This window comes from Halalkalibacter suaedae (genome assembly GCF_017939705.1).
In the GTDB taxonomy this organism is placed as follows: domain Bacteria; phylum Bacillota; class Bacilli; order Bacillales; family Bacillaceae_D; genus Halalkalibacter; species Halalkalibacter suaedae.
Genome location: NZ_JAGKSQ010000003.1, coordinates 399,166 through 419,866, shown reverse-complemented (window position 1 = coordinate 419,866; position 20,701 = coordinate 399,166). Strand labels below are relative to the sequence as shown.

Here is a 20,701-nt window from a genome sequence, read left to right as displayed (position 1 = left end):
TCTAGATAAGATGGGGGGACGTATAAATGAGGGTAGTACTTCAACGGACAAAGCAAGCATCTGTATCTGTTGATGGAGAGATTGTAGGACAGATTGATAAAGGTTTAACTTTACTTGTGGGAATTACACATGAAGACACATTAAAAGATATACAATACTTAGCAGAAAAAATTGTTCACCTTCGTATTTTTGAAGATGCAGAGGGGAAAATGAATCATTCATTGAAAGATATGGATGGACAAATTCTCTCCATTTCTCAATTTACCCTTTACGGGGACACTAGAAAAGGTAGACGTCCTAATTTTATGGATGCAGCTAAGCCTGATGTCGCACTTTTGCGATATGAAGAGTTTAATGAAGCTCTACGCTCAAAAGGGATAGTAGTTGAAACAGGGACATTTGGTGCCATGATGGATGTTTCACTTGTTAATGATGGACCAGTAACCCTTATTCTTGAAAGTTAATTCATAATGCATGTAAGTTTTCCTTTGTTTTGGGAGATGCTAGTAAAAAACAAAGCGGAGGAATGCCATCATGCGTGCAAGTATGAGACAGCAAATGCATCAAAATGCCTTAGCACCCTTATTTAATATGGACTATCACAATTTTCTTGAAAGAGAAAACCAACAAAGTAATATTGAGCTCGCGAGTGAATTCGGTTTGTCATTAAGAGATGTTAAGACACTTAAAAACAAGCTTGCTAGAAATTAAGCATTGACAGTTAATCTAACTATTCGTATGATGTAAACATCAAAAATAAATGAAACTAGTCCGAAGAAGAGGCATAGTAATTAAGGGAACAGATAGAGAAGAGAGGATTGGTCTTGGCTGAAAACCATCCATATCTGGCTTAATGAAGGAACACCTCTGAGGAGTTTTTCTGAACGAGTAATTTTACTTTAATAGGAAAAGACGTAAACAGGCGTTAACTGTCTAAAGTGGAAGCATTTATGCTTCAATTTAGGGTGGCACCACGGGTATAACTCTCGTCCCTGATGATGAATCATCAGGGATGGGGGTTTTTTATTTTATTTTATTTTATTTAATGTAAATAAAGGGAGTGAACGAAATGAGTATCCAAATTCCGCGTGGGACACAAGATCTTTTACCAGGCGAAATCGAACTATGGCAATACATAGAGGAAAAGGCGAAGGACATATGCCGAAGATACAATTACCAAGAAATACGTACACCTATTTTTGAACATACTGACTTATTTCAACGAGGGGTCGGCGATACGACAGACATCGTTCAAAGAGAAATGTATACATTTGAAGATCGAGGCAACCGAAGTCTCACATTAAGACCTGAAGGGACGGCTGGTGTAGCACGTTCGTATGTTGAAAAGAAAATGTATGGCCATGCTAATCAACCAACTAAACTTTACTATAATGGCCCGATGTTCCGCTATGAGCGCCCACAGTCAGGGAGAATGCGTCAATTTGTTCAGTTTGGTGTTGAGGCTATCGGAAGTGCAGACCCGGCAATTGACGCAGAGGTTCTTGCACTTGCAATGAGTATGTATGGCGAGCTTGGACTAACAGATGTGAAGCTTATTCTAAACAGCTTAGGTGATCAGGAAAGCCGTACTAGCCACCGACAAGCGTTAATTGATCATTTCAAGCCTAGTATCAATGAGTTCTGTGAGGACTGTCAAGCAAGACTCGAAAAGAATCCACTACGCATTTTGGACTGTAAGAAAGACCGAGAACACCCATTAATGGCAAGTGCCCCTTCCATTCTGGATTATTTGAATGAAGAGTCTGCTGAATATTTTAAAAAGGTCAGATTGATCTTAGATAAGCTTGGAATTAACTATGAGGTCGATCCTACGCTAGTAAGGGGACTTGATTACTATTACCATACCGCTTTTGAGATTATGGCTGACGGAGAAGGTTTTGGTGCTATTACTACTTTATGCGGTGGTGGAAGGTATACTGGACTCGTCGAAGAGCTTGGAGGTCCATCTACACCGGGGATTGGCTTTGCCTTTAGTATTGAACGATTAATTATGGCACTAAAAGCTAAGGGGTTAGTCGATAGTCCAGTATCAAAGCTTGATTGTTTCGTTGTTGCTTTAGGGGAAGAAGCGAAGGATAAGAGTGCAGAACTACTCTATCAGCTGCGTAAGGCAGGGATTAGTGCAGATAAGGATTACCTAGACCGTAAGATGAAAGCACAATTTAAAGCGGCTGATCGTTTGGGTGCAACATACACAGCGATTCTTGGCGAAGACGAACTTTCAAATAAGAAGATCAACGTCAAGAACATGGTTACAGGTGAACAAAAGGAAATTGATTTGGACGACTTTATTAACTATATGAGTGAACAGATTACTGGAGGTAAGTAGAATGAGTGAGAGAACACATCAGTGTGGGATAATTACCGAAGAAAATGTTGAACAAGTTGTGGCATTAAAAGGCTGGGTGCAAAGACGTCGTGATTTAGGACAAGTTGTTTTCCTTGATCTGCGAGATCGTTCGGGTTTAGTCCAGGTTGTCTTCAGTCCAGAGGTTAATAAGGAAGCTTTAGAAATTGCAAACAGAGTTAGAAATGAGTATGTTCTTGAGGTCGAAGGAACTGTTGTGAAACGTGATCCTAATACGGTGAATGAAAAGTTGTCAACAGGTCAGATTGAAGTGCACGCAACCAAAGTAACGATCTTGAATGCGTCTAAACCACTTCCATTTCAAATTGAAGCAAATACAGATGCATCTGAGGATGTTCGTTTGAAATATCGTTATTTAGATCTTCGCCGTCCTGATATGCAAGAAACATTAATTTTACGTCATAGAACAACGAAGCTCATTCGTGATTTCCTTGATCAAAGATCGTTTCTTGAAATTGAAACACCAATGTTAACGAAAAGTACACCTGAGGGTGCACGTGATTATCTTGTTCCAAGCCGTGTGCATCATGGAGAGTTTTATGCATTGCCACAATCACCACAATTATTTAAACAATTATTAATGGTTTCTGGATTCGAACGTTATTTCCAAATTGTTCGTTGCTTCCGTGATGAGGATTTAAGAGCAGATCGTCAGCCTGAATTTACTCAAGTCGATATCGAAACTTCTTTTATGAGTAAAGAAGAGCTTCTAGAAATGGCTGAGACGATGATGGCTAAGGTCATGAAGGAATTAAAGGGGATCGATGTCGTTCTACCATTCCCTCGACTAACGTATGACGAAGCAATGAATCGTTTTGGATCAGATAAGCCTGATTTACGCTTTGGCATGGAATTAGTTGAGCTATCACCTATTGTCAAGGATTCTGGATTTAAAGTATTCCAAAGTGCCATTGCAAGTGGTGGAATTGTTAAGGGCCTAAATTTAAAAGGTGGTGCCGATAAACTTTCTCGTAAAGATATCGATGCCCTAACTGATTTTGTGAAGCAATATGGTGCAAAAGGATTAGCTTGGCTCAAGGTTGAAGAAGATGGGCTAAAAGGACCGATTGCTAAATTCTTTGAAGGGGAGATACAGGAACAATTGAAGACTGCTCTTAATGCAGAAGTTGGCGACCTTCTTTTCTTCGGTGCTGATAAAAAGCAAGTTGTTTTTGATAGTCTTGGTGCACTTCGTCTACGTTTTGGAAAGCAATTTGATTTAATTGATAAGAATCAATTTAATTTCCTATGGGTAGTTGATTTCCCACTTGTTGAGTATGATGAAGACGCAAAACGATTTGTTGCATTGCATCATCCGTTTACAAGCCCGAAAAAAGAAGATTTATCACTACTTGCAACAGATCCAGCTAGTGTTCGTGCGGATGCATATGATCTTGTTTTAAATGGCTACGAGTTAGGTGGAGGTTCACAAAGAATCTACCAACGCGACATTCAAGAACAAATGTTTTCAGCACTTGGATTTAGTCAAGAAGAGGCAAAAGCTGAGTTTGGTTTCTTGCTAGAAGCGTTCGAGTATGGCACACCTCCACATGGTGGGATTGCGTTAGGACTTGATCGCCTTGTGATGCTACTCGCGGGGAAAACAAATCTTCGTGATACAATTGCATTCCCTAAGACTGCTAGTGCAAGTGATCTTTTAACAAATGCACCTAGTAAGGTTAGTGTGGAACAACTAATTGATCTGAACCTCTCTGTGATAGGCAAAAAGGCAGATAAGGTCAACCTTTAATTGACAAATGCAACAAAGTAAGGCTATAATCAGAACAAATTTATTTGAAAATTAAACAACTTATCAAGAGTGGCAGAGGGACTGACCCTTTGAAGCCCGGCAACCGTTTTGTAGGCATACAAAAAAAGGTGCTAAATTCAGCAGAATCTATGGTTCTGAAAGATAAGTAAAGGCGATGAAAAACCTTTCCTTATTGGGAAGGTTTTTTTCTTTTTAATAAGATTTTCAAGTGTTTTGTTAGGGGGATACAAATGATAAATGTTGGTTTAATAGGCTATGGTACGGTTGGAAAAGGTGTATATGAACGCATTGTTCAAACAAAAGAATTAGAGGCACTTCTTGGTGATTCTGTTGTTATTAAGACGATTCTCGTAAAGGATCGTCAGAAAACACGAGCGAATCATGAAGAGGTGGTCGTGACTACAGAGTGGGATGAGTTTTCTCAGGTAGCTGATTTTGACGTTATTTTTGAGGCGATCGGTGGTATTGAACCAGCTTTTAGCTATACTAGTTTCTTTCTGGAAAAAGGAATTCCAGTTATAACGGCTAATAAAAAGCTAGTTGCAGAAAAGGGTCATGTGTTGGAATCCTTAGCTAAGCTTAATCAAACATACTATGGTTATGAAGCAGCAGTAGCTGGCGGAATCCCCATCATTAATTCATTAAAAGGGGTCCTTGCATCAACATCGATTTCCCGAATTTCAGGAATTTTAAATGGAACAACAAATTATATTTTAACAGAGATGATTGATTATAACCGTTCGTTTGCAGATGTGTTACTCGAGGCACAGCAGTTAGGTTATGCAGAAACGGATCCAACCGACGATTTAGATGGGTATGATGCCTGGTACAAAATTCGCATCCTAAGCCGACTCTGTTTTGGCAAGTGGCCAAAGGAAGATGATTTGAAACGAGAAGGAATTTCAAGAGTAGAAGATTGGCATGTTGAGCTTGGAGAGAAATTTGGATTTAAATTAAAGTTAATTGGTGAGGCATGGAATAGTGGAACGGAAGTAATAGGTGGGGTTGCACCTGCATTTCTAACTTCAACTGAACCACTTGTAAACGTTAGGGGAGTGACGAACGGAATATCAATTGAGGGAGCGGCTATCGATCAGCTACTGTTCATAGGTCCCGGAGCGGGGAAAGAAGCAACAGCTAATAGCATGGTTGAGGATTTCTTATTTTATAAACGTTCTAAACAGTATGAGCGTGCAACGGTTACAAAAGCAGTAGAACACAATCCATATTCACATGTGTTAGTGTGCATTCCTCATGCGGAAAGAGAGCAAGCGTTGCAATGGGTGAAGAAGACGGGCCGACATGTGATTGATACTTTTGCTCATCATGAAGGGGAAGGTTGGATCATTTCAGATGATTTCCAAGAAACAACACCCTTCATACAATACCCAATTTATGGTGATGTTTCACTAAGAAAACGAGCAAAGTCATTACATTCAGCGCAATTCGGGTCGTTCTAATTTAAGCTTTTCATAGGCTTCAATCAGAGAAAAAGGCTCTTCTTTTATAAAATAGGTTCTTACCCCACTATTTGTGTGAAGATATAGAAATCCGATATCATTTGTTTGTGACTTTTTGCGAAAGGATATATCAAAGATTGAAGTTACCGGGAACTTTTCTTTTTTTACAAGTAAATAGTCATTAAATAGTTTCATTTCATATGTTGTTTCGATCGTTCTTTTTTCTGTCCAGCCAATTTCTTGACTAATCTTAATACATTGTTGTGTAGCAAGAAGATCCAAGTCGCTCACCCCTCTTTTTTGTCTTTAAGTAACCTTAACATAGAAGTAGAAATCATCAAAATGGATCGATCGGTATGAAGAGTATGAACGATAAAGAGATTCGTTATACTATAGATAGAAATAATATTGGTCGTTTAGACATTTTTCGTGAGCTATGTTATAGTCAAATGCGATAATATCCTAATTGTGAAGATCTTGGAAGGGGTAAGTATATGCTACACCAATTTTCTCGTAATGAATTAGCTATTGGACATGATGGTCTTGATAAATTAAAAAATAGCACCGTCGCTGTGCTAGGGATTGGAGGGGTTGGTTCCTTTTCCGCTGAAGCGTTAGCTCGTTCAGGAGTTGGGAAGCTCGTCCTTGTTGATAAAGATGATGTTGATATAACAAATGTAAACCGACAGATTCATGCGTTATTGTCTACAGTCGGCAGACAAAAAGTCGAATTAATGAAAGAACGCATCCAAGATATTAATCCAGAATGTGAAGTTATTGCATTGAAGATGTTTTATACAGAAGAAACATATGAACAATTTTTTAGTCATAATCTGGATTATGTTGTGGATGCCAGTGATACGATCTCATATAAAATTCATTTAATGAAGCAATGCTTAGAACGAAAAATCCCGATCATTTCTAGCATGGGTGCTGCAAATAAGATGGATCCAACAAAATTACGAATTACAGATATTTCAAAGACTAGCTATGATCCGATTGCAAAAGTAATCAGAACGAAGCTGCGTAAGGACGGGATTCATAAAGGGATTGAAGTGGTCTTTTCTGATGAACCACCAATTAAAATTCGTGAAGATATCAGAAAAGAGATTGTGTCTGAGGCAGCTGAATCAGGACCAATCCGCAAAGCTAAAATGCCCCCATCCTCCAACGCCTTCGTCCCATCCGTCGCAGGACTAATCATGGCAGGACACGTCATCACAAAACTGTTAGACGGTATTGAAATTAATAGATAAAAACAAAAAAGAAACGGTCACACTACACCGTTTCTTTTTGTTTGGGCAATAAGCGAAGTCGCTCTCGGTCTAAAGGATCTAAGAGTGGTTCCTTCAAAGTCTATGAACGAACTGTTTTTGAATTTAGTTGGAAGATAAGCTGGTAGATAACTAAGTAACTAACTGCAATACGGTAAGCATCACATAGCGTTGGTATACACGTAGACTCCTGCGCGACAAAAGCGAGGCCACTGATTAACGTCTCTTTTGAGTTGTTTGGAGTAAAAAATTGTAGTACAAGAATATTGTGGATAATCTAGATCTTTGTATGTGGGTAAAATTATTATTGATTCAATAGCATGCGATACACTCGTTCATTGTCATTACAATTACATTAATTATAAGACGAAGAGAGTGGTTTGAATTAGACTTTTTGTGATATGAATTCGATAAAGATAAGCCGCTTATACTAAACTACTTCTTTTCATCTAGAAAGTTTTATTATTCTTTTGAAATTCATTGTTAAGAGAAGTGAAATTCAATCTTATCTATCATCAAAGCGGACGGGATGGGAGGGCCGACTCCTGCAGGAGGAAAGGGCAGGTTGAAATCCACCGGCGTAGTCGGTTAGTTCAACGCCCTCCTGCGGAAAGCGTGCCCCCCATCCCGGTAGCGTGTTCGAAGCTACTTTTATGGCCACACTCTTTTAATATCAATAACCTGTCGGCCGTCTCTCTTCACGAGACTTGGTCGACAGGCTGAAAGTTTAATGAGATCAAACTTTTTAATGCATGAAATTGAGCACTTTTTCAGTGATCTCACACAAAAGCCAAAGGTGAGACCCCATAGGTAGAGGAGGTCACCGGCTTTCCGCGAAAAGTGCAGTATATTTCAGGAGCGATTATTTAGCAACCTTTTCAAGATTCCCATTCTTATCCATCTTAAACGCAGCGGTTGAAAGGGTTTCCTCGTCTTCAAGTATCGCCATCCGTCTAGCACGATTCATAATTTGAATAAGAGATTGATAATCCTCTTCAATGATACTATTATCTTGCTTAATTTTCTTTAGTTCACGTTCTAATTCAAGATTGCGTGATTGAAGCTGTTGGTTTTCTTTTACTAATTGTTCCTTTTCACGTTCTAGGTCACTAGATTGTTGGTTTGAGTGTGCCATTGTTTGAAGATAGCTAATCACGGTATCTAAAGACATATCGTCTTCTTCAACAGACGTCATTCTTGGAGTTGTTGAAATTGGATTCCACATCTGTCTCATTTGCGGGTAATAAGCAAATGACGCAGCACGTTTACGTTCTTTACGCTCTTTCTTCGCCTCAGCTATTTGTTTCATATAACGGTTTCTAACTACAGCATTCCAGCGAAATCCGCATGCTGCAGATGTTCGGTTCAATGTATCTCCTACTTCGTCAAAGGCACGAAGCTGTGTGCTTCCTTCTGTAATATGTTTAATAACGGTTTCTGCTAATAAGACATCATCTTCATGTGACCAGGCATCTTGTCTAACTTTCATTCTTGTCATCTCCTTTTTCTATGCTTTGAGCTTGATATAGATTCTTTCCATTTGTTCGTGATTTATACAAGGATAATAGAAAATTAAGAGAAATAATTGACGAGGTCGGTTATGAGCACGTTAATAAACTACCAGTCTCTAAAACATTCCAGCGAAGACAGAGTCATTGATGCTGTGTATAATTGTAAGGTAGGATAGCAGTAGCAGAGTAAGGAGGGAAATATATGTTATTTGATTCATTGATACAATCACCATTGTCTTATCGAATGCGCCCTCGAAAAATTGAAGACATTGTCGGTCAACAACATGTTCTTGGAAAAGGGACCGCTCTTTATAAAATGATCCAGAAAGGCCATGTGCCATCCATTTTGTTGTATGGGCCTCCAGGTGTTGGCAAAACATCGATCGCCAATGCGATTGCAGGAACAGTCAACAAGCCTTTTGCTGCGATAAATGCGACGACAGCAGGGAAAAAGGATATTGAGGACGCTGTTGTCCAAGCAAGAGATGAGGGAAATCTAATTTTATTTATAGATGAAGTTCATCGCTTTAATAAGGCTCAGCAGGATTATCTTTTACCACATGTAGAACGAGGGTTAATCACGTTAATAGGTGCAACAACAGAGAATCCTTTTCATGATGTTAATCCGGCTATTCGTAGTAGATGCGGGCAAATAAAGGAATTAAAGCCATTAACAAAGAGAGATATCGAAGAATTAATTAAGCATACATTAGTAGATGATCGAGGATTGGGTGGAAAGGATATCGATTTGTCTGATGAAGCGATCTCTTTAATAGCCTCTTCAACAAATGGTGATGCACGTTCTGCTTTAAATGTTCTAGAAGAAGTCGTTGCTGCCTCCGACCAGGATAATGGTAGAATTATTGTGGAACTTAGCTTAATTAAGGAAGCTGTAGAAAATAAAGGATTCTCCCATGATAAGGATGGGGATTTGCATTATTCACTTTTATCATGTCTTCAAAAATCAATCCGAGGCAGTGATGTATCAGCAGCCCTACATTATCTTGCAAGGTTATTAGAAGGTGGAGACCTTAAGTCTATTTGTCGGAGATTAATTGTTATTGCCTATGAAGACATTTCACTCGGAGCACCTGAAGTCGCTGTACATACTGTCACAGCAGTCGATGCAGTAGAACGTTTAGGTCTGCCAGAAGCAAGGATCCCGTTAGCTAATGTAGTGGTTGAACAATGCTTGTCACCTAAAACCAATAGTGCGTATAAGGCACTAGATCTTGCATTAGAAGATGTTAGAAGAGGAAACATCGGAGAAATTCCGATGCATTTAAAAGATGCTCATTATAAGGGTGCGGAAACTCTTGGACATGGGAAAGACTATAAGTATCCTCATAACTTTCCAAACTCATGGGTGAATCAGCAGTATCTACCTGATCAGATAAAAAATAAAAAATATTATCAGCCTAATCAAAATGGGTACGAAAAACAATTATATAAAGTGTTTCATAGATTGGAGGAGTTAAAACAACAGGAGAAGCCGTATTCAGATAAGTAGGTTAAGTTTATATGAATTTTCATTCTAATCCTTGTTGCTCAGAATGAAACTTTGATACAGTTGAAGCATAGCTTTTTTTGAAGATAGGAGTGTGGCATATGAATCTGTTAGGAAAGAGATGGGCGTCTTTGCTTGAAATTTTTCTTGTTTCAACAAGACTTGGTCTAACCTCGTTTGGTGGCCCGATTGCTCATCTAGGCTACTTCCATGAGGAATATGTGAGAAGAAGAAAATGGATGGATGAACAAAGCTACGCAGATCTAGTTGCACTTTGTCAGTTTTTACCTGGGCCTGCCAGTAGTCAGGTAGGAATTGGCATTGGTTTAATGCGAGCGGGGGTTTTAGGAGGGATTGTCTCATTTATTGGGTTTACGATGCCATCAGTTATCGTTCTGATTCTCTTCGCTACAGTATTACATCAATTTGGCATGACGGAAGCTGGCTGGATTGATGGTTTGAAGATTGTTGCCGTTGTTGTTGTAGCACATGCTATTTTAGGTATGGCAAAGAATTTAACCCCTGATATTAAAAGGAAGACAATCGCGTTATTTGCTGTCGTTGCTGTGTTAATGTGGCAGACTGCCTTTACCCAAATCGGGGTGATTATTATTGCGGGTCTGATTGGGTATACACTTTATCGTCAGCATGAGCTTGATGATAAATCAACAAGTGCTTCTTTCCCGGTTTCACGTCGCTTCGGAATTATTTGTTTAACGTTATTTTTTGGATTACTTTTTTTGCTTCCATTTTTAAGAGAAGCAATTGCGTGGAATTGGGTAGCGATGTTTGATAGCTTTTATCGATCTGGTGCACTGGTCTTCGGTGGTGGCCATGTCGTGCTCCCACTTCTTGAGCGTGAATTTGTTCCGACTGGATGGTTAACAGAAGAAGAGTTTCTTGCAGGGTATGGGGCTGCTCAAGCTGTGCCTGGTCCGTTATTTACGTTTGCGGCCTATATTGGTACGATAATTAATGGCTGGAAGGGTGGGCTTCTAGCGACTTTGGCTATTTTCACACCAGCTTTTCTTCTTATACTAGGTGCACTTCCTTTTTGGGATCAGCTCCGTCGGAATCATCATGTAAAGGGTGCATTAATGGGGGTAAATGCAGCTGTTGTTGGGATTTTAATTGCAGCATTCTATAGTCCAATCTGGACAAGCTCAATTATAAATTCGACTGATTTTGCCTTTGCTGCTGTGTTATTTGTAATGCTAGTGTACTTTAAACTCCCTCCCTGGGTCATTGTCCTGACAGGCGCTCTAGGAGGAACATTATTATCTATGATAGCTTAAAAAAGGAAAGGAGACCTTAGACGTTATTGTCTAAGGTCTCCTTCAAACTACGGAAGGCACTGAAAAAGTCCATTTGCAGTTTCGAGGAAGCATCAATGGCTCCACTCGTTGCACGCCTGCTATGAAAAAACCACTCATAGCAAGGCTTAAGACAATGCAACGGTTCCGCTCATTGCTTAAAGGCCACTAAAAAGGAAAATCACACCTTTTTAGTGGCCTTCTATTATGCTGATTGAACATCATTTAATTGTAAGATAACTTTTTGAATACGTCGATTGCGAACATCTTCAATGTAAAGCTGGAATGAATCATACGTGACTAACTCACCTTTTTTAGGGAGGTACCCCAACGTTTCTGAAATCCAACCGCTTAATGTAACAGAAGAAGTTTCAGGAAGACGGACATTCACAAGCTCACTAAATTCTTCTATTGGAAATTTACCGTTTAGTAATACTTTTTCATTATCAATTTGTTCGATAAGTGTTTCATTCTCATCATGTTCATCCCAAATATCACCGACAATCTCTTCAATGATATCTTCAATAGATACAATACCTAATGTTCCACCATACTCATCAAGAACAATCGCTAAGTGAACCTTACTTTTCTGCAAATCTTTGAGAACACTAGAGATTTTAACAGAACTAATGACAAAATAGGGTTTACGGATAATTGTATCAATCTTAAAGGATTGTGGATTCATTACATAATGTGCAAAGAAATCTCGATGTGAAATGACACCAATTACATTATCAATGGTTCCATCGTATACAGGTAATCGAGAATATTTTTCTTGAATGAAAATCTCTTTAATTTCTTCAATCGATGTGTCAATTGATACTGCTATGACATCAGGTCGGGGTGTTAAAATGTCTTTAACGACAATGTCATCAAACTCAATTGCATTATGAAGCAATTCTTTTTCGTTCGAGAGAAACGTTCCCTCCTCTTCCCCCATTTCTACTAATGCTTTCACATCGTCATCTGTAACAGTAGGTTCTTCCCCTGATGAGCCAAATAATCGGTTAACGCCTACTTTTAATTTAACGAAGATCCATGTGATTGGGTAAAAGAGTTTCAAGATTATCATTAATGAAGCAGAGACATTAGTTAGGAATTTATCTGCATATTGCTTAGCAAGCGATTTTGGCAGAATTTCACCAAATACGAGTACTAACGCAGTAATGACAACAGTTGTTGCGACCAATGTACTTCCTTGATTTCCAAACATCGATGTTGCAATCGTTGTTGCAATCGTTGCCATGGCAATATTTACAATGTTATTACCAATTAAAATCGTTGAAAGGGTCTGGTCATAATTTTCAATTAATTTCAACGAACGTTGTGCTTTTACATTGTTGTTCTCAGCTTGATTTCGTAACCTTAGCTTGTTCGCACTCGTTAATGCTGTTTCAGATGCAGAAAAATATCCAGAAAATAATAATAACGCCCCTAATAATATAATCGAGGGTATACTGTCCAAGAACTCATCACTCTCCTAAGTTTAGTTAATCTTACTATATATGAAGGATAAGCATTTAGGCAATACATATATCTTGGAGAATTGTTGAATAATATCCCAATGAAACTACTCATACTAACGAGAAGAACTTTTTTTGGGAGTGTTTATGTTGAATGAAATCCCTATTAATTTAATATTTTTGTTAGTTGTCTTGCTATTATTATCAGCGTTCTTCTCTTCTACAGAAACTGCTTTTTCAAGTGCCAATAAGATTAGGCTGAAGAATTATGCGGAAGAAGGAAGACGTGGTGCTAAGAATGCTTATGAGATCATCAATAATTTCGATCACGCCCTATCAACGATATTAATTGGGAATAATTTAGTTAATATTGCTGCAGCAACGATTTCAGGGAATATCGCTGCTAATATATTTGGTGGAAATACCGGACTTGTCATCAGTACAGTGATTATGACGATACTTGTCCTTATTTTTGGAGAAGTGTTACCCAAGTCATTTGCGAAGGAAAACGCAGAAATGTTGGCACTAAGCATCTCTGGCATCCTTATATTTCTCATGAAACTATTCAAACCACTAACATGGATGCTGGTTCAGTTGAAAGTACTCTTGTCAAAAATTGTTCAGTCAAAGGAAGCGATCCCGTCGATTACGGAACAGGAACTGAAAGAAATGATCAATATTAGTGAAGAAGAAGGGGTCATTGAGAACCATGAAAGAGAGCTTGTTCAAAATTCGTTAGACTTTAATGATATTAAGGTTGGTGAAATTCTAACACCACGAACAGATATTATTGCTGTTGATATTGCGAGCCCTGTTGATTCAATCAGTCGATTACTATTAGAGGAACGGTTTTCGAGAGTTCCTGTTTATGAAGGGACGATTGACAATATCATTGGTATATTATCTGAAAGAGATTTCTTAAGACATGTAATCAGGAAAAAATCTTTTGTTATCCGGGAACTACTCAGGACACCTTTATTTGTATATGAGTCAATGACAGTATCTCGCCTGTTAGCTCAGCTTCAAAAAGATCATTTGCATATGGCTATTGTTATTGACGAGTTTGGAGGGACCTCTGGACTTATTACACTTGAAGATATATTAGAAGAGCTGGTTGGAGAAATATGGGATGAACATGATGAGAAGACGAACGATTACCTAGAGATTGACGACCATACTTTTCAATTCAGTGGTGATTTCCCACTTGAAGAATTTGCAAGAATGTTAAATGTAGAGTTACCAGATAGTGCGTATTATACCTTAGGAGGATGGTTAGGCGAGGAATTTCAAAAAATACCTAGCGAAAATGAAAAGCTAACCTACGATACCTTTTCGATTACGATTACAGAAGCCGAGGAACGAAGGATTCGAAAAGTGAAAGTTACCAAATTGGACTAAGAAGCTGTCTCCAAATTGCACTAAAAGGTTAGTGTATTCCTTGAGAGAAGAAAACGAATCCTCTCAATGTTTTTAAAAGACGTAGAAGACCACTCGTTGCTTAGGGTTTGTCCTAAAGGGTTGGAATCATACCTTTAGGACAAACCCTTTAATTATATAACCAACTAATCTTATCACAATTGAAGTTTCGAACTCCCAATCATCTTGCAAATCATGCTATAATGGCTGTGAGATAAGAAGAGAGAAGGGATTTCCTTGCGTAAAGGAAAGAAAAAAATCGAGAACATCAGTGGATTCGGTGGGGAATATTTTTAGTTGGTTTATTGGTGATGTCACTAGGTATTGCTCTTATGATAAAAGCAGATCTGGGAGGAGCCCCCTGGGATGTCCTTCATATTGGATTAACAAAACAACTTGGTTTAACAGTTGGGACATGGTCTATTCTAATGGGATTGCTAATATTAAGTGCGACATCATTATTAATGAAGGCATGGCCACAATTAGGAGCTTTTCTAAATATGTTATTAGTCGGTCTATTTATCGACCTTTTTTTATGGCTATTACCAACATCAAATCATTTATTCATACAACTCGCTATGCTAGTAATTGGTGTCCTCACAATTGGATATGGAATTGGCCTATATATAGCACCAGGATGCGGAGCAGGACCTCGGGATAGTTTAATGCTCGCTCTTCAGCTGAAAACAGGGTGGAAAGTGCAATATGTTAGAGGGATAATGGAAATTATGGTATTGACCGTTGGCTGGTTACTAGGAGGACCTGTATTTATTGGGACAATTTTGTTTTGTTTTGGTATTGGTTCAGTTGTTGGATTTACCCTACCACAATGTCAGCGACTATTTAACTTCGTTATAGAAAAGAGGAATGAACATGAAGATCTCAACAAAGGGACGTTACGGCTTGACGATTATGATCGCCTTAGCGAAAAAGCACGGTGAAGGCCCGGTTTCTTTAAAATCAATTGCTAAGGAATATGATCTATCCGAACATTATCTCGAGCAGCTAATTGCTCCTCTTAGGAATGCAATGCTTGTTAAAAGTGTTCGCGGGGCTTATGGGGGCTATATGTTAGCGAGAGAAGCACAAGAAATTACTGCTGGAGATATTATTCGAGTGTTGGAAGGTCCAATTACTCCTGTAGAAGTAATGGATGACGAGGAGCCAGCGAAACGGAATTTGTGGATGAAAATTAGAGATGCGGTCAAAGATGTATTAGACCATACGACGTTGCATGACTTGGCAACATATGAAGATAATGGTGAGCAAGACCCATATATGTTCTATATTTAATAAAAAGAAGGTGACTGAAGTGGAAATGGTTTACGTCGACCACGCAGCAACATCTCCAATGCACCCGGAAGTGCTGGAAGCAATGCTCCCTTATTTTTCAGCTAGTTATGGCAATCCATCTAGTATACACCAAGCTGGACGACAAGCGAGGCAAGCAATCGATCAAGCGAGAAGAAGTATTGCAAAACAGTTAGGTGTAGATGAACAGACACTAATTTTTACTAGTGGAGGAACAGAGGCTGACAATTTAGCAATAATTGGCTATGCATCGGAGAATGAGAATAAAGGTAAACACATAATTACATCTGTGGTCGAGCATCATGCTGTCCTGCATGCATGTCAAGAGTTAGAAAAGCGTGGTTTTGAAGTAACTTATATACCCGTTGATCAGAGCGGGCTCATTGATGTTCAGGAAGTGCAAAAAGCTTTACGAGACGATACGATTTTAGTAACATTAATGTTCGGTAATAATGAGATAGGTACGGTCCAACCGATTACGGAAATCGGAAACATGTTGCTAGAACATCAAGCCGTCTTCCATACAGACGCAGTTCAAGCATGTGGTGCAGTTGAGATTAATCTTTCGGACCTACCTGTAGATATGTTATCGATATCAGCACATAAGATTAATGGACCTAAAGGAATCGGTCTTCTTTATACACGTCAAAAGCTTCGGCCTCTTTTGTTTGGAGGAGAACAAGAACGAAAACGCCGAGCAGGAACTGAAAATGTGGCCTCGATTGTAGGGTTTGCTAAAGCATTAGAGATCGCAGAAATGACTATGAATGAACGTAGAGCTAAATACCAAGAGTTTTCATTGTTATTACTTGATGAATTATTAAAAAATGATGTTACTTTTTTAGTGAACGGTCATCAGGAAAAGCGATTACCACATATTCTAAATATCAGTTTCCCAGGTGTAAATGTCGAATCAATGTTAATGAATCTTGACTTAGAAGGAATTGCGGCCTCTAGTGGATCGGCATGTACGGCTGGTTCAATCGAGCCATCACACGTCTTAGTGGCGATGTTTGGTGGTGAAGATGAGCGAGTGTTTTCTGCGATTCGTTTCAGCTTTGGGTTAAATAATACGGAAGATCAGATTAAGTATGTAGCAGAAAAAACAATAGCTATTGTCAAAAGGCTCCAGAATCAACAGCAATTTATTTAATTTAGAGGTGGTAAGCTTGAAAAAACGACCAGAGGATACAAGGGTTGTTGTCGGTATGTCTGGAGGAGTAGATTCATCAGTTACTGCATTGCTCTTAAAGAATCAGGGCTATGATGTCATTGGAATCTTCATGAAAAACTGGGATGACACCGATGAAACTGGATTTTGTACAGCAACAGAAGATTATGAGGATGTCATTCGAGTATGTAATCAAATTGGTATCCCGTATTATGCTGTTAATTTTGAGAAGCAATATTGGGATAAAGTATTCACTTATTTTCTTGAAGAATATAAAGCAGGTCGTACGCCTAACCCTGATGTTATGTGTAATAAGGAAATTAAATTTAAAGCTTTCTTAAACCATGCGTTGACGTTAGGTGCTGATTATGTTGCAACTGGCCATTATGCGCGAGTGGAGGAAGTAGACGGAGAGGTCCAATTGCTCCGCGGGGTAGACGATAATAAGGACCAAACATATTTCTTAAATGGTCTCACCCAAAAGCAACTCTCAAAAACGATGTTCCCTATCGGACATATTCCCAAAAAAGAAGTAAGGGAGTTAGCGTTAGATGCTGAGCTTGCTACAGCAACGAAAAAAGATAGTACCGGTATTTGTTTTATCGGAGAACGTGATTTCAAAGAATTTTTGAGTCAATACCTCCCTGCACAACCTGGGGATATGGAAACCGTTAGTGGAGAAGTGAAGGGCCGTCATGACGGGTTAATGTATTACACACTTGGACAACGTCAAGGACTTGGTATTGGCGGTGCTGGTGAACCTTGGTTTGTCATAGATAAGGACTTAGACCGAAATGTACTTATTGTTGGACAAGGGTTTCACCATGATGGTCTCTATTCTGAAGGCCTTGACGCGATTGGAATGAATTGGATTGGTGAGCCGAAGCTTGAGGAATTCACCTGCACGGCAAAGTTTAGATATCGTCAGTCAGATCAAGAGGTAACTGTCTATCCAAAAGAGGATGGAACGATGAGAATTTATTTCCATGAACGCCAACGTGCGATTACACCAGGACAAGCTGTTGTGTTATACGACGGCGACATTTGCCTTGGTGGAGGGACAATAGATCAAGTGATTAAGAAGTGGGAAAATGCCTAAGGGTATTTTCCTTTTTTTAAGAAAAGAGGGTATGAGATGAATTATAATGAACAAGGCATTACTTATATGAATGAACAAAAGTATGAAGAAGCAGCTAAATGTTTCAATGAGGCTGTCGAAAATGAACCGAAAAACCCAACCGGTTTTATTAACTTTGGTAATCTGTTAGGAATTCTGGGTGATTATGAACGAGCACTTGTTTTTTTCGATAAGGCAATTGAGTTAGACGAGCATGCTGCCACAGCTTATTATGGTGCTGCCACAATTTATTATAGGCAGGATCAATTTGAAGAAGCGGCGAAAATGTTTAAGAAGGCTTTAATAGAAAAGCTAGATGAACCTGATGTTCATTTTATGCTTGGAATGAGTTACTACCAATTAGGTGCTTTACCGCATGCACTTGCTTCATTAAAACGTGCAGTTGAGTTAAAGACAGACGATGTCGATGCTCGCTTCCATTATGCACTTTGTTTAGCTCAGTTAGAGCATGTTGATGAAGCTCTTAAGGAGTTAGAGCAGGTTGTACAATTAGATGATGAGCATGCTGATGCGTTTTTTAATTTAGGAGTGGCTTATGCATATAAAGAACAATTAGATAAGGCATTAGATGCATTTACAAAAGCACTTGAGATTCAACCGGACCATGCACTTGCTGCAAACGGTAAGAATACGATTGAACAAGCGATGAAGTAAGGGTGATGAATGTGAGTGAGGAGAATCAAACAGTTGAGAAAGGCTATATTAAAGGAACGGTTCTTCATATCGTTTTTCGAAATGAAGAAAACTTCTATACAGTAGCACTTATCCGTGTCCAAAAGACCAATGAAGAATTAACGGAAAAAAAGCTAACCGTTGTTGGTGTGCTTCCTCAATTAGAACCGGATGAAACGTTCTTATTTTTTGGACGACTGGTTGATCATCCTCGTTTTGGACTGCAGTATCAAGTCGATCAATTTAGGAGAGATCTTCCTCAAACAAAGAATGGCATTGTTCAATATTTGGCTAGTGATCGATTCCCAGGGATTGGGACAAAGACAGCTGAATCAATTGTTGAGATTTTAGGAGAGAGGGCAATTACTAAGATTGTTGAAGATCGTTCAGTTCTTGCTGATATTCCAAAGCTATCAAAGGAAAAGGCTGATGCTCTATATACGCAGCTTGTTGAGCAGCAGGGTGTTGAACAAGTGTTAATGACCCTTTCAAAGCATGGATTTGGGGTTGAGCTTTCTTTAAAGGTATATCAAGCTTACGGTGTTCAAGCTCTAGATATTATTCAAACCAATCCTTATCAATTAATAGCAGATGTTGAAGGGATAGGATTCAGAAGGGCTGATTTACTTGGTGCCGCTATTGGTATTACCGACAATCACCCCGATCGTCTGCAAGCCGGCTGTTTATTCTTAATCCAAGAATTATCTCTTCAAGATGGACATGTATTTCTTAATAAGACAGAGCTAGTTCCCCATGTCTTATCCCTATTATCAACAAATCAGTGCAGAATCCATGAACAGGAAATTCTAGACCGGTTAGAGACAATGGCTGAGGAAGATGTGATTTATGTTGAGGAAGATCGAATCTATCTTAAATCTCTATACTTTGCGGAAAAAGGAATCGTTACAAATATCAGACGTCTTCTTTCGGAGGAAGTCGAGGAGGAGTTTCCTGAAGCTGAATTTCTAAAGGAACTCGGAAAACTTGAGGAGGAGCAGCATATTGAATATGCGCCATCTCAAAAAGAAGCGATTCAAACTGCACTTTCCTCAGCAGTTATGATATTGACGGGCGGTCCTGGAACCGGGAAAACAACAGTGATTAAGGGGATTGTTGAATTATATGCCAGATTGCACGGGCTGGCTCTTGACCCAAAGGCCTATACAAAAACAAATCCATTTCCTGTTTTATTAGTTGCTCCAACTGGTAGAGCGTCGAAACGAATGAGTGAAGCAACCGAGCTTCCTGCAACAACGATTCATCGTTTGCTTGGTTGGAAAGGTGGGGTTGTTGGTTTTGAAAAGGGTGAAAATGAGCCATTACAAGGAGAGTTATTAATCGTTGATGAAAGCTCAATGGTTGATATTTGGTTGATGAATCAGCTACTTAAGGCTGTACCTAAGGGGATGCAGGTAATTTTTGTTGGTGATCAGGATCAATTACCTTCTGTTGGACCAGGTCAAGTGTTCAAAGATTTTTTAGACTCGAAGGTAATTCCAACTGTACCTTTAACTGATATTTACCGACAAGCAGAGGGGTCGTCTATTATTGAACTTGCTCACGCAATGAAGGATGGACGAATGCCAGATAATCTTCCTGAGCCTCAAAAGGATCGTCGTTTTTTCCCTTGTCATATGGATCAGGTGAAACAGGTCGTTACTCAAATTTGTGAAAATGCATTATCAAAAGGCTATTCCGCTCGGGATATTCAAGTCCTTGCCCCAATGTATAAAGGACAGGCGGGTATTACTGAGTTGAACCGCATGCTACAGGAATTATTTAATCCTAAAAAAGAAGAGCGCAGAGAAATAAGCTTCGGAGACGTCATTTATCGGACTGGAGATATGGTTCTACAGCTTGTGAACAACCCAGACGAACATGTCTATAATGGAGATCGAGGAGAAATTGTCGCGATTTTTTATGCAAAAGAGAATCAAGAGAAACAGGATCAAGTTGTTATCTCATTTGATGGAACAGAACTTGTGTACCCGAAAAAAGATTTGAACCAGATCACTCACGCCTATTGCTGTTCGATACATAAATCACAGGGTAGCGAGTTCCCAATAGTCGTAATGCCTGTTTTAAGAAGCTATGCAAGAATGTTGAGACGTAATCTTATTTATACTGGTGTGACAAGAGCGAAACAGTTTCTGTTATTATGTGGTGAGCTACAAGCCATTCATACGGCAATAACCAAGAATGAAGAGCTTGAAAGAAACTCAATGTTAACTGAGAAGATAAAACAAATTATTATGAGTGGAAATAGTCAACTAACATAAATCCCTTCTTTTCTTCCGACACTATA

18 protein-coding genes, 1 riboswitch and 1 other annotated feature are annotated in these 20,701 nt (G+C 39.1%); of the genes, 15 read left to right on the top strand and 3 right to left on the bottom strand.

The genetic code is table 11. The features are described 5' to 3' along the window. Positions 1 to 26 precede the first annotated feature (26 nt). The 5 genes from dtd (at position 27) to J7W16_RS09615 (ending at position 5,620) form a co-directional block, all read left to right on the top strand. Complete coding sequence (dtd, locus tag J7W16_RS09635; protein WP_210597079.1) at positions 27 to 464, top strand: D-aminoacyl-tRNA deacylase; 438 nt, start codon at positions 27 to 29, stop codon at positions 462 to 464. Positions 465 to 534: 70 nt separating this feature from the next. After that, complete coding sequence (locus J7W16_RS09630) at positions 535 to 711, top strand: hypothetical protein (protein ID WP_210597078.1); 177 nt, start codon at positions 535 to 537, stop codon at positions 709 to 711. Between the two features lie 54 nt (positions 712 to 765). Continuing rightward, positions 766 to 997 (top strand) — a binding site (T-box leader). A 72-nt stretch (positions 998 to 1,069) separates the two neighbouring features. Continuing rightward, on the top strand, positions 1,070 to 2,350 hold the full coding sequence (gene hisS, locus J7W16_RS09625; protein ID WP_210597077.1) for a histidine--tRNA ligase: 1,281 nt from the start codon (positions 1,070 to 1,072) through the stop codon (positions 2,348 to 2,350). 1 nt (position 2,351) lies between these two features. Then, positions 2,352 to 4,139: an aspartate--tRNA ligase gene (gene aspS, locus J7W16_RS09620; RefSeq protein WP_210597076.1), complete on the top strand. Its 1,788-nt coding sequence runs from the start codon at positions 2,352 to 2,354 to the stop codon at positions 4,137 to 4,139. A 57-nt stretch (positions 4,140 to 4,196) separates the two neighbouring features. After that, positions 4,197 to 4,308, top strand: a riboswitch (SAM riboswitch). Positions 4,309 to 4,390: 82 nt separating this feature from the next. Continuing rightward, positions 4,391 to 5,620: a homoserine dehydrogenase gene (locus J7W16_RS09615; protein ID WP_210597075.1), complete on the top strand. Its 1,230-nt coding sequence runs from the start codon at positions 4,391 to 4,393 to the stop codon at positions 5,618 to 5,620. On the opposite strand, the gene J7W16_RS09610 is transcribed toward J7W16_RS09615, so the two are convergent. Beyond that, a complete protein-coding gene (locus J7W16_RS09610; protein WP_346726916.1) occupies positions 5,597 to 5,911 on the bottom strand; it encodes a hypothetical protein in 315 nt (104 codons plus the stop codon). The two genes, J7W16_RS09615 and J7W16_RS09610, sit on opposite strands and share 24 nt — an antisense overlap. 203 nt (positions 5,912 to 6,114) lie before the next feature. Here J7W16_RS09610 and J7W16_RS09605 point away from each other — a divergent pair, with 203 nt between their 5' ends. Beyond that, on the top strand, positions 6,115 to 6,876 hold the full coding sequence (locus J7W16_RS09605; RefSeq protein ID WP_210597073.1) for a tRNA threonylcarbamoyladenosine dehydratase: 762 nt from the start codon (positions 6,115 to 6,117) through the stop codon (positions 6,874 to 6,876). An 880-nt stretch (positions 6,877 to 7,756) separates the two neighbouring features. Here the strand turns inward: J7W16_RS09605 and J7W16_RS09600 are convergent. Continuing rightward, the gene (locus tag J7W16_RS09600) at positions 7,757 to 8,383 is read right to left on the bottom strand and encodes an RsfA family transcriptional regulator (RefSeq protein WP_210597072.1); all 627 of its coding nucleotides are present in this window, start codon (positions 8,381 to 8,383) and stop codon (positions 7,757 to 7,759) included. A gap of 224 nt (positions 8,384 to 8,607) precedes the next feature. Here J7W16_RS09600 and J7W16_RS09595 point away from each other — a divergent pair, with 224 nt between their 5' ends. Continuing rightward, complete coding sequence (locus J7W16_RS09595) at positions 8,608 to 9,915, top strand: replication-associated recombination protein A (RefSeq protein WP_210597071.1); 1,308 nt, start codon at positions 8,608 to 8,610, stop codon at positions 9,913 to 9,915. A gap of 98 nt (positions 9,916 to 10,013) precedes the next feature. Next, a complete protein-coding gene (locus J7W16_RS09590) occupies positions 10,014 to 11,207 on the top strand; it encodes a chromate transporter (RefSeq protein ID WP_210597070.1) in 1,194 nt (397 codons plus the stop codon). A gap of 223 nt (positions 11,208 to 11,430) precedes the next feature. Here J7W16_RS09590 and J7W16_RS09585 read toward each other — a convergent pair whose 3' ends face one another. Beyond that, positions 11,431 to 12,690, bottom strand: coding sequence for a hemolysin family protein (locus J7W16_RS09585; protein WP_210597069.1), 1,260 nt, complete (start codon positions 12,688 to 12,690; stop codon positions 11,431 to 11,433). Positions 12,691 to 12,838: 148 nt separating this feature from the next. Between J7W16_RS09585 and J7W16_RS09580 the strand changes: the two genes are divergently transcribed. The 7 genes from J7W16_RS09580 (at position 12,839) to recD2 (ending at position 20,675) form a co-directional block, all read left to right on the top strand. Further along, positions 12,839 to 14,086, top strand: coding sequence for a hemolysin family protein (locus J7W16_RS09580; RefSeq protein WP_210597068.1), 1,248 nt, complete (start codon positions 12,839 to 12,841; stop codon positions 14,084 to 14,086). A 293-nt stretch (positions 14,087 to 14,379) separates the two neighbouring features. Beyond that, positions 14,380 to 15,045, top strand: a complete 666-nt coding sequence (locus J7W16_RS09575; RefSeq protein WP_210597232.1) for a YczE/YyaS/YitT family protein — start codon at positions 14,380 to 14,382, stop codon at positions 15,043 to 15,045. Continuing rightward, positions 14,978 to 15,397, top strand: a complete 420-nt coding sequence (cymR, locus tag J7W16_RS09570; RefSeq protein WP_210597067.1) for a cysteine metabolism transcriptional regulator CymR — start codon at positions 14,978 to 14,980, stop codon at positions 15,395 to 15,397. The genes J7W16_RS09575 and cymR overlap by 68 nt, the downstream gene beginning before the upstream one ends. Before the next feature lie 19 nt (positions 15,398 to 15,416). Continuing rightward, positions 15,417 to 16,568 carry a cysteine desulfurase family protein gene (locus J7W16_RS09565; protein ID WP_210597066.1) on the top strand — a complete coding sequence of 384 codons (1,152 nt, stop codon included), beginning with the start codon at positions 15,417 to 15,419 and terminating at the stop codon, positions 16,566 to 16,568. 16 nt (positions 16,569 to 16,584) lie between these two features. After that, on the top strand, positions 16,585 to 17,685 hold the full coding sequence (gene mnmA, locus J7W16_RS09560; RefSeq protein WP_210597065.1) for a tRNA 2-thiouridine(34) synthase MnmA: 1,101 nt from the start codon (positions 16,585 to 16,587) through the stop codon (positions 17,683 to 17,685). Between the two features lie 36 nt (positions 17,686 to 17,721). Then, a complete protein-coding gene (locus J7W16_RS09555) occupies positions 17,722 to 18,378 on the top strand; it encodes a tetratricopeptide repeat protein (protein WP_210597064.1) in 657 nt (218 codons plus the stop codon). A gap of 5 nt (positions 18,379 to 18,383) precedes the next feature. Then, positions 18,384 to 20,675 carry an SF1B family DNA helicase RecD2 gene (gene recD2 / locus J7W16_RS09550; RefSeq protein ID WP_210597063.1) on the top strand — a complete coding sequence of 764 codons (2,292 nt, stop codon included), beginning with the start codon at positions 18,384 to 18,386 and terminating at the stop codon, positions 20,673 to 20,675. Positions 20,676 to 20,701 lie beyond the last annotated feature (26 nt).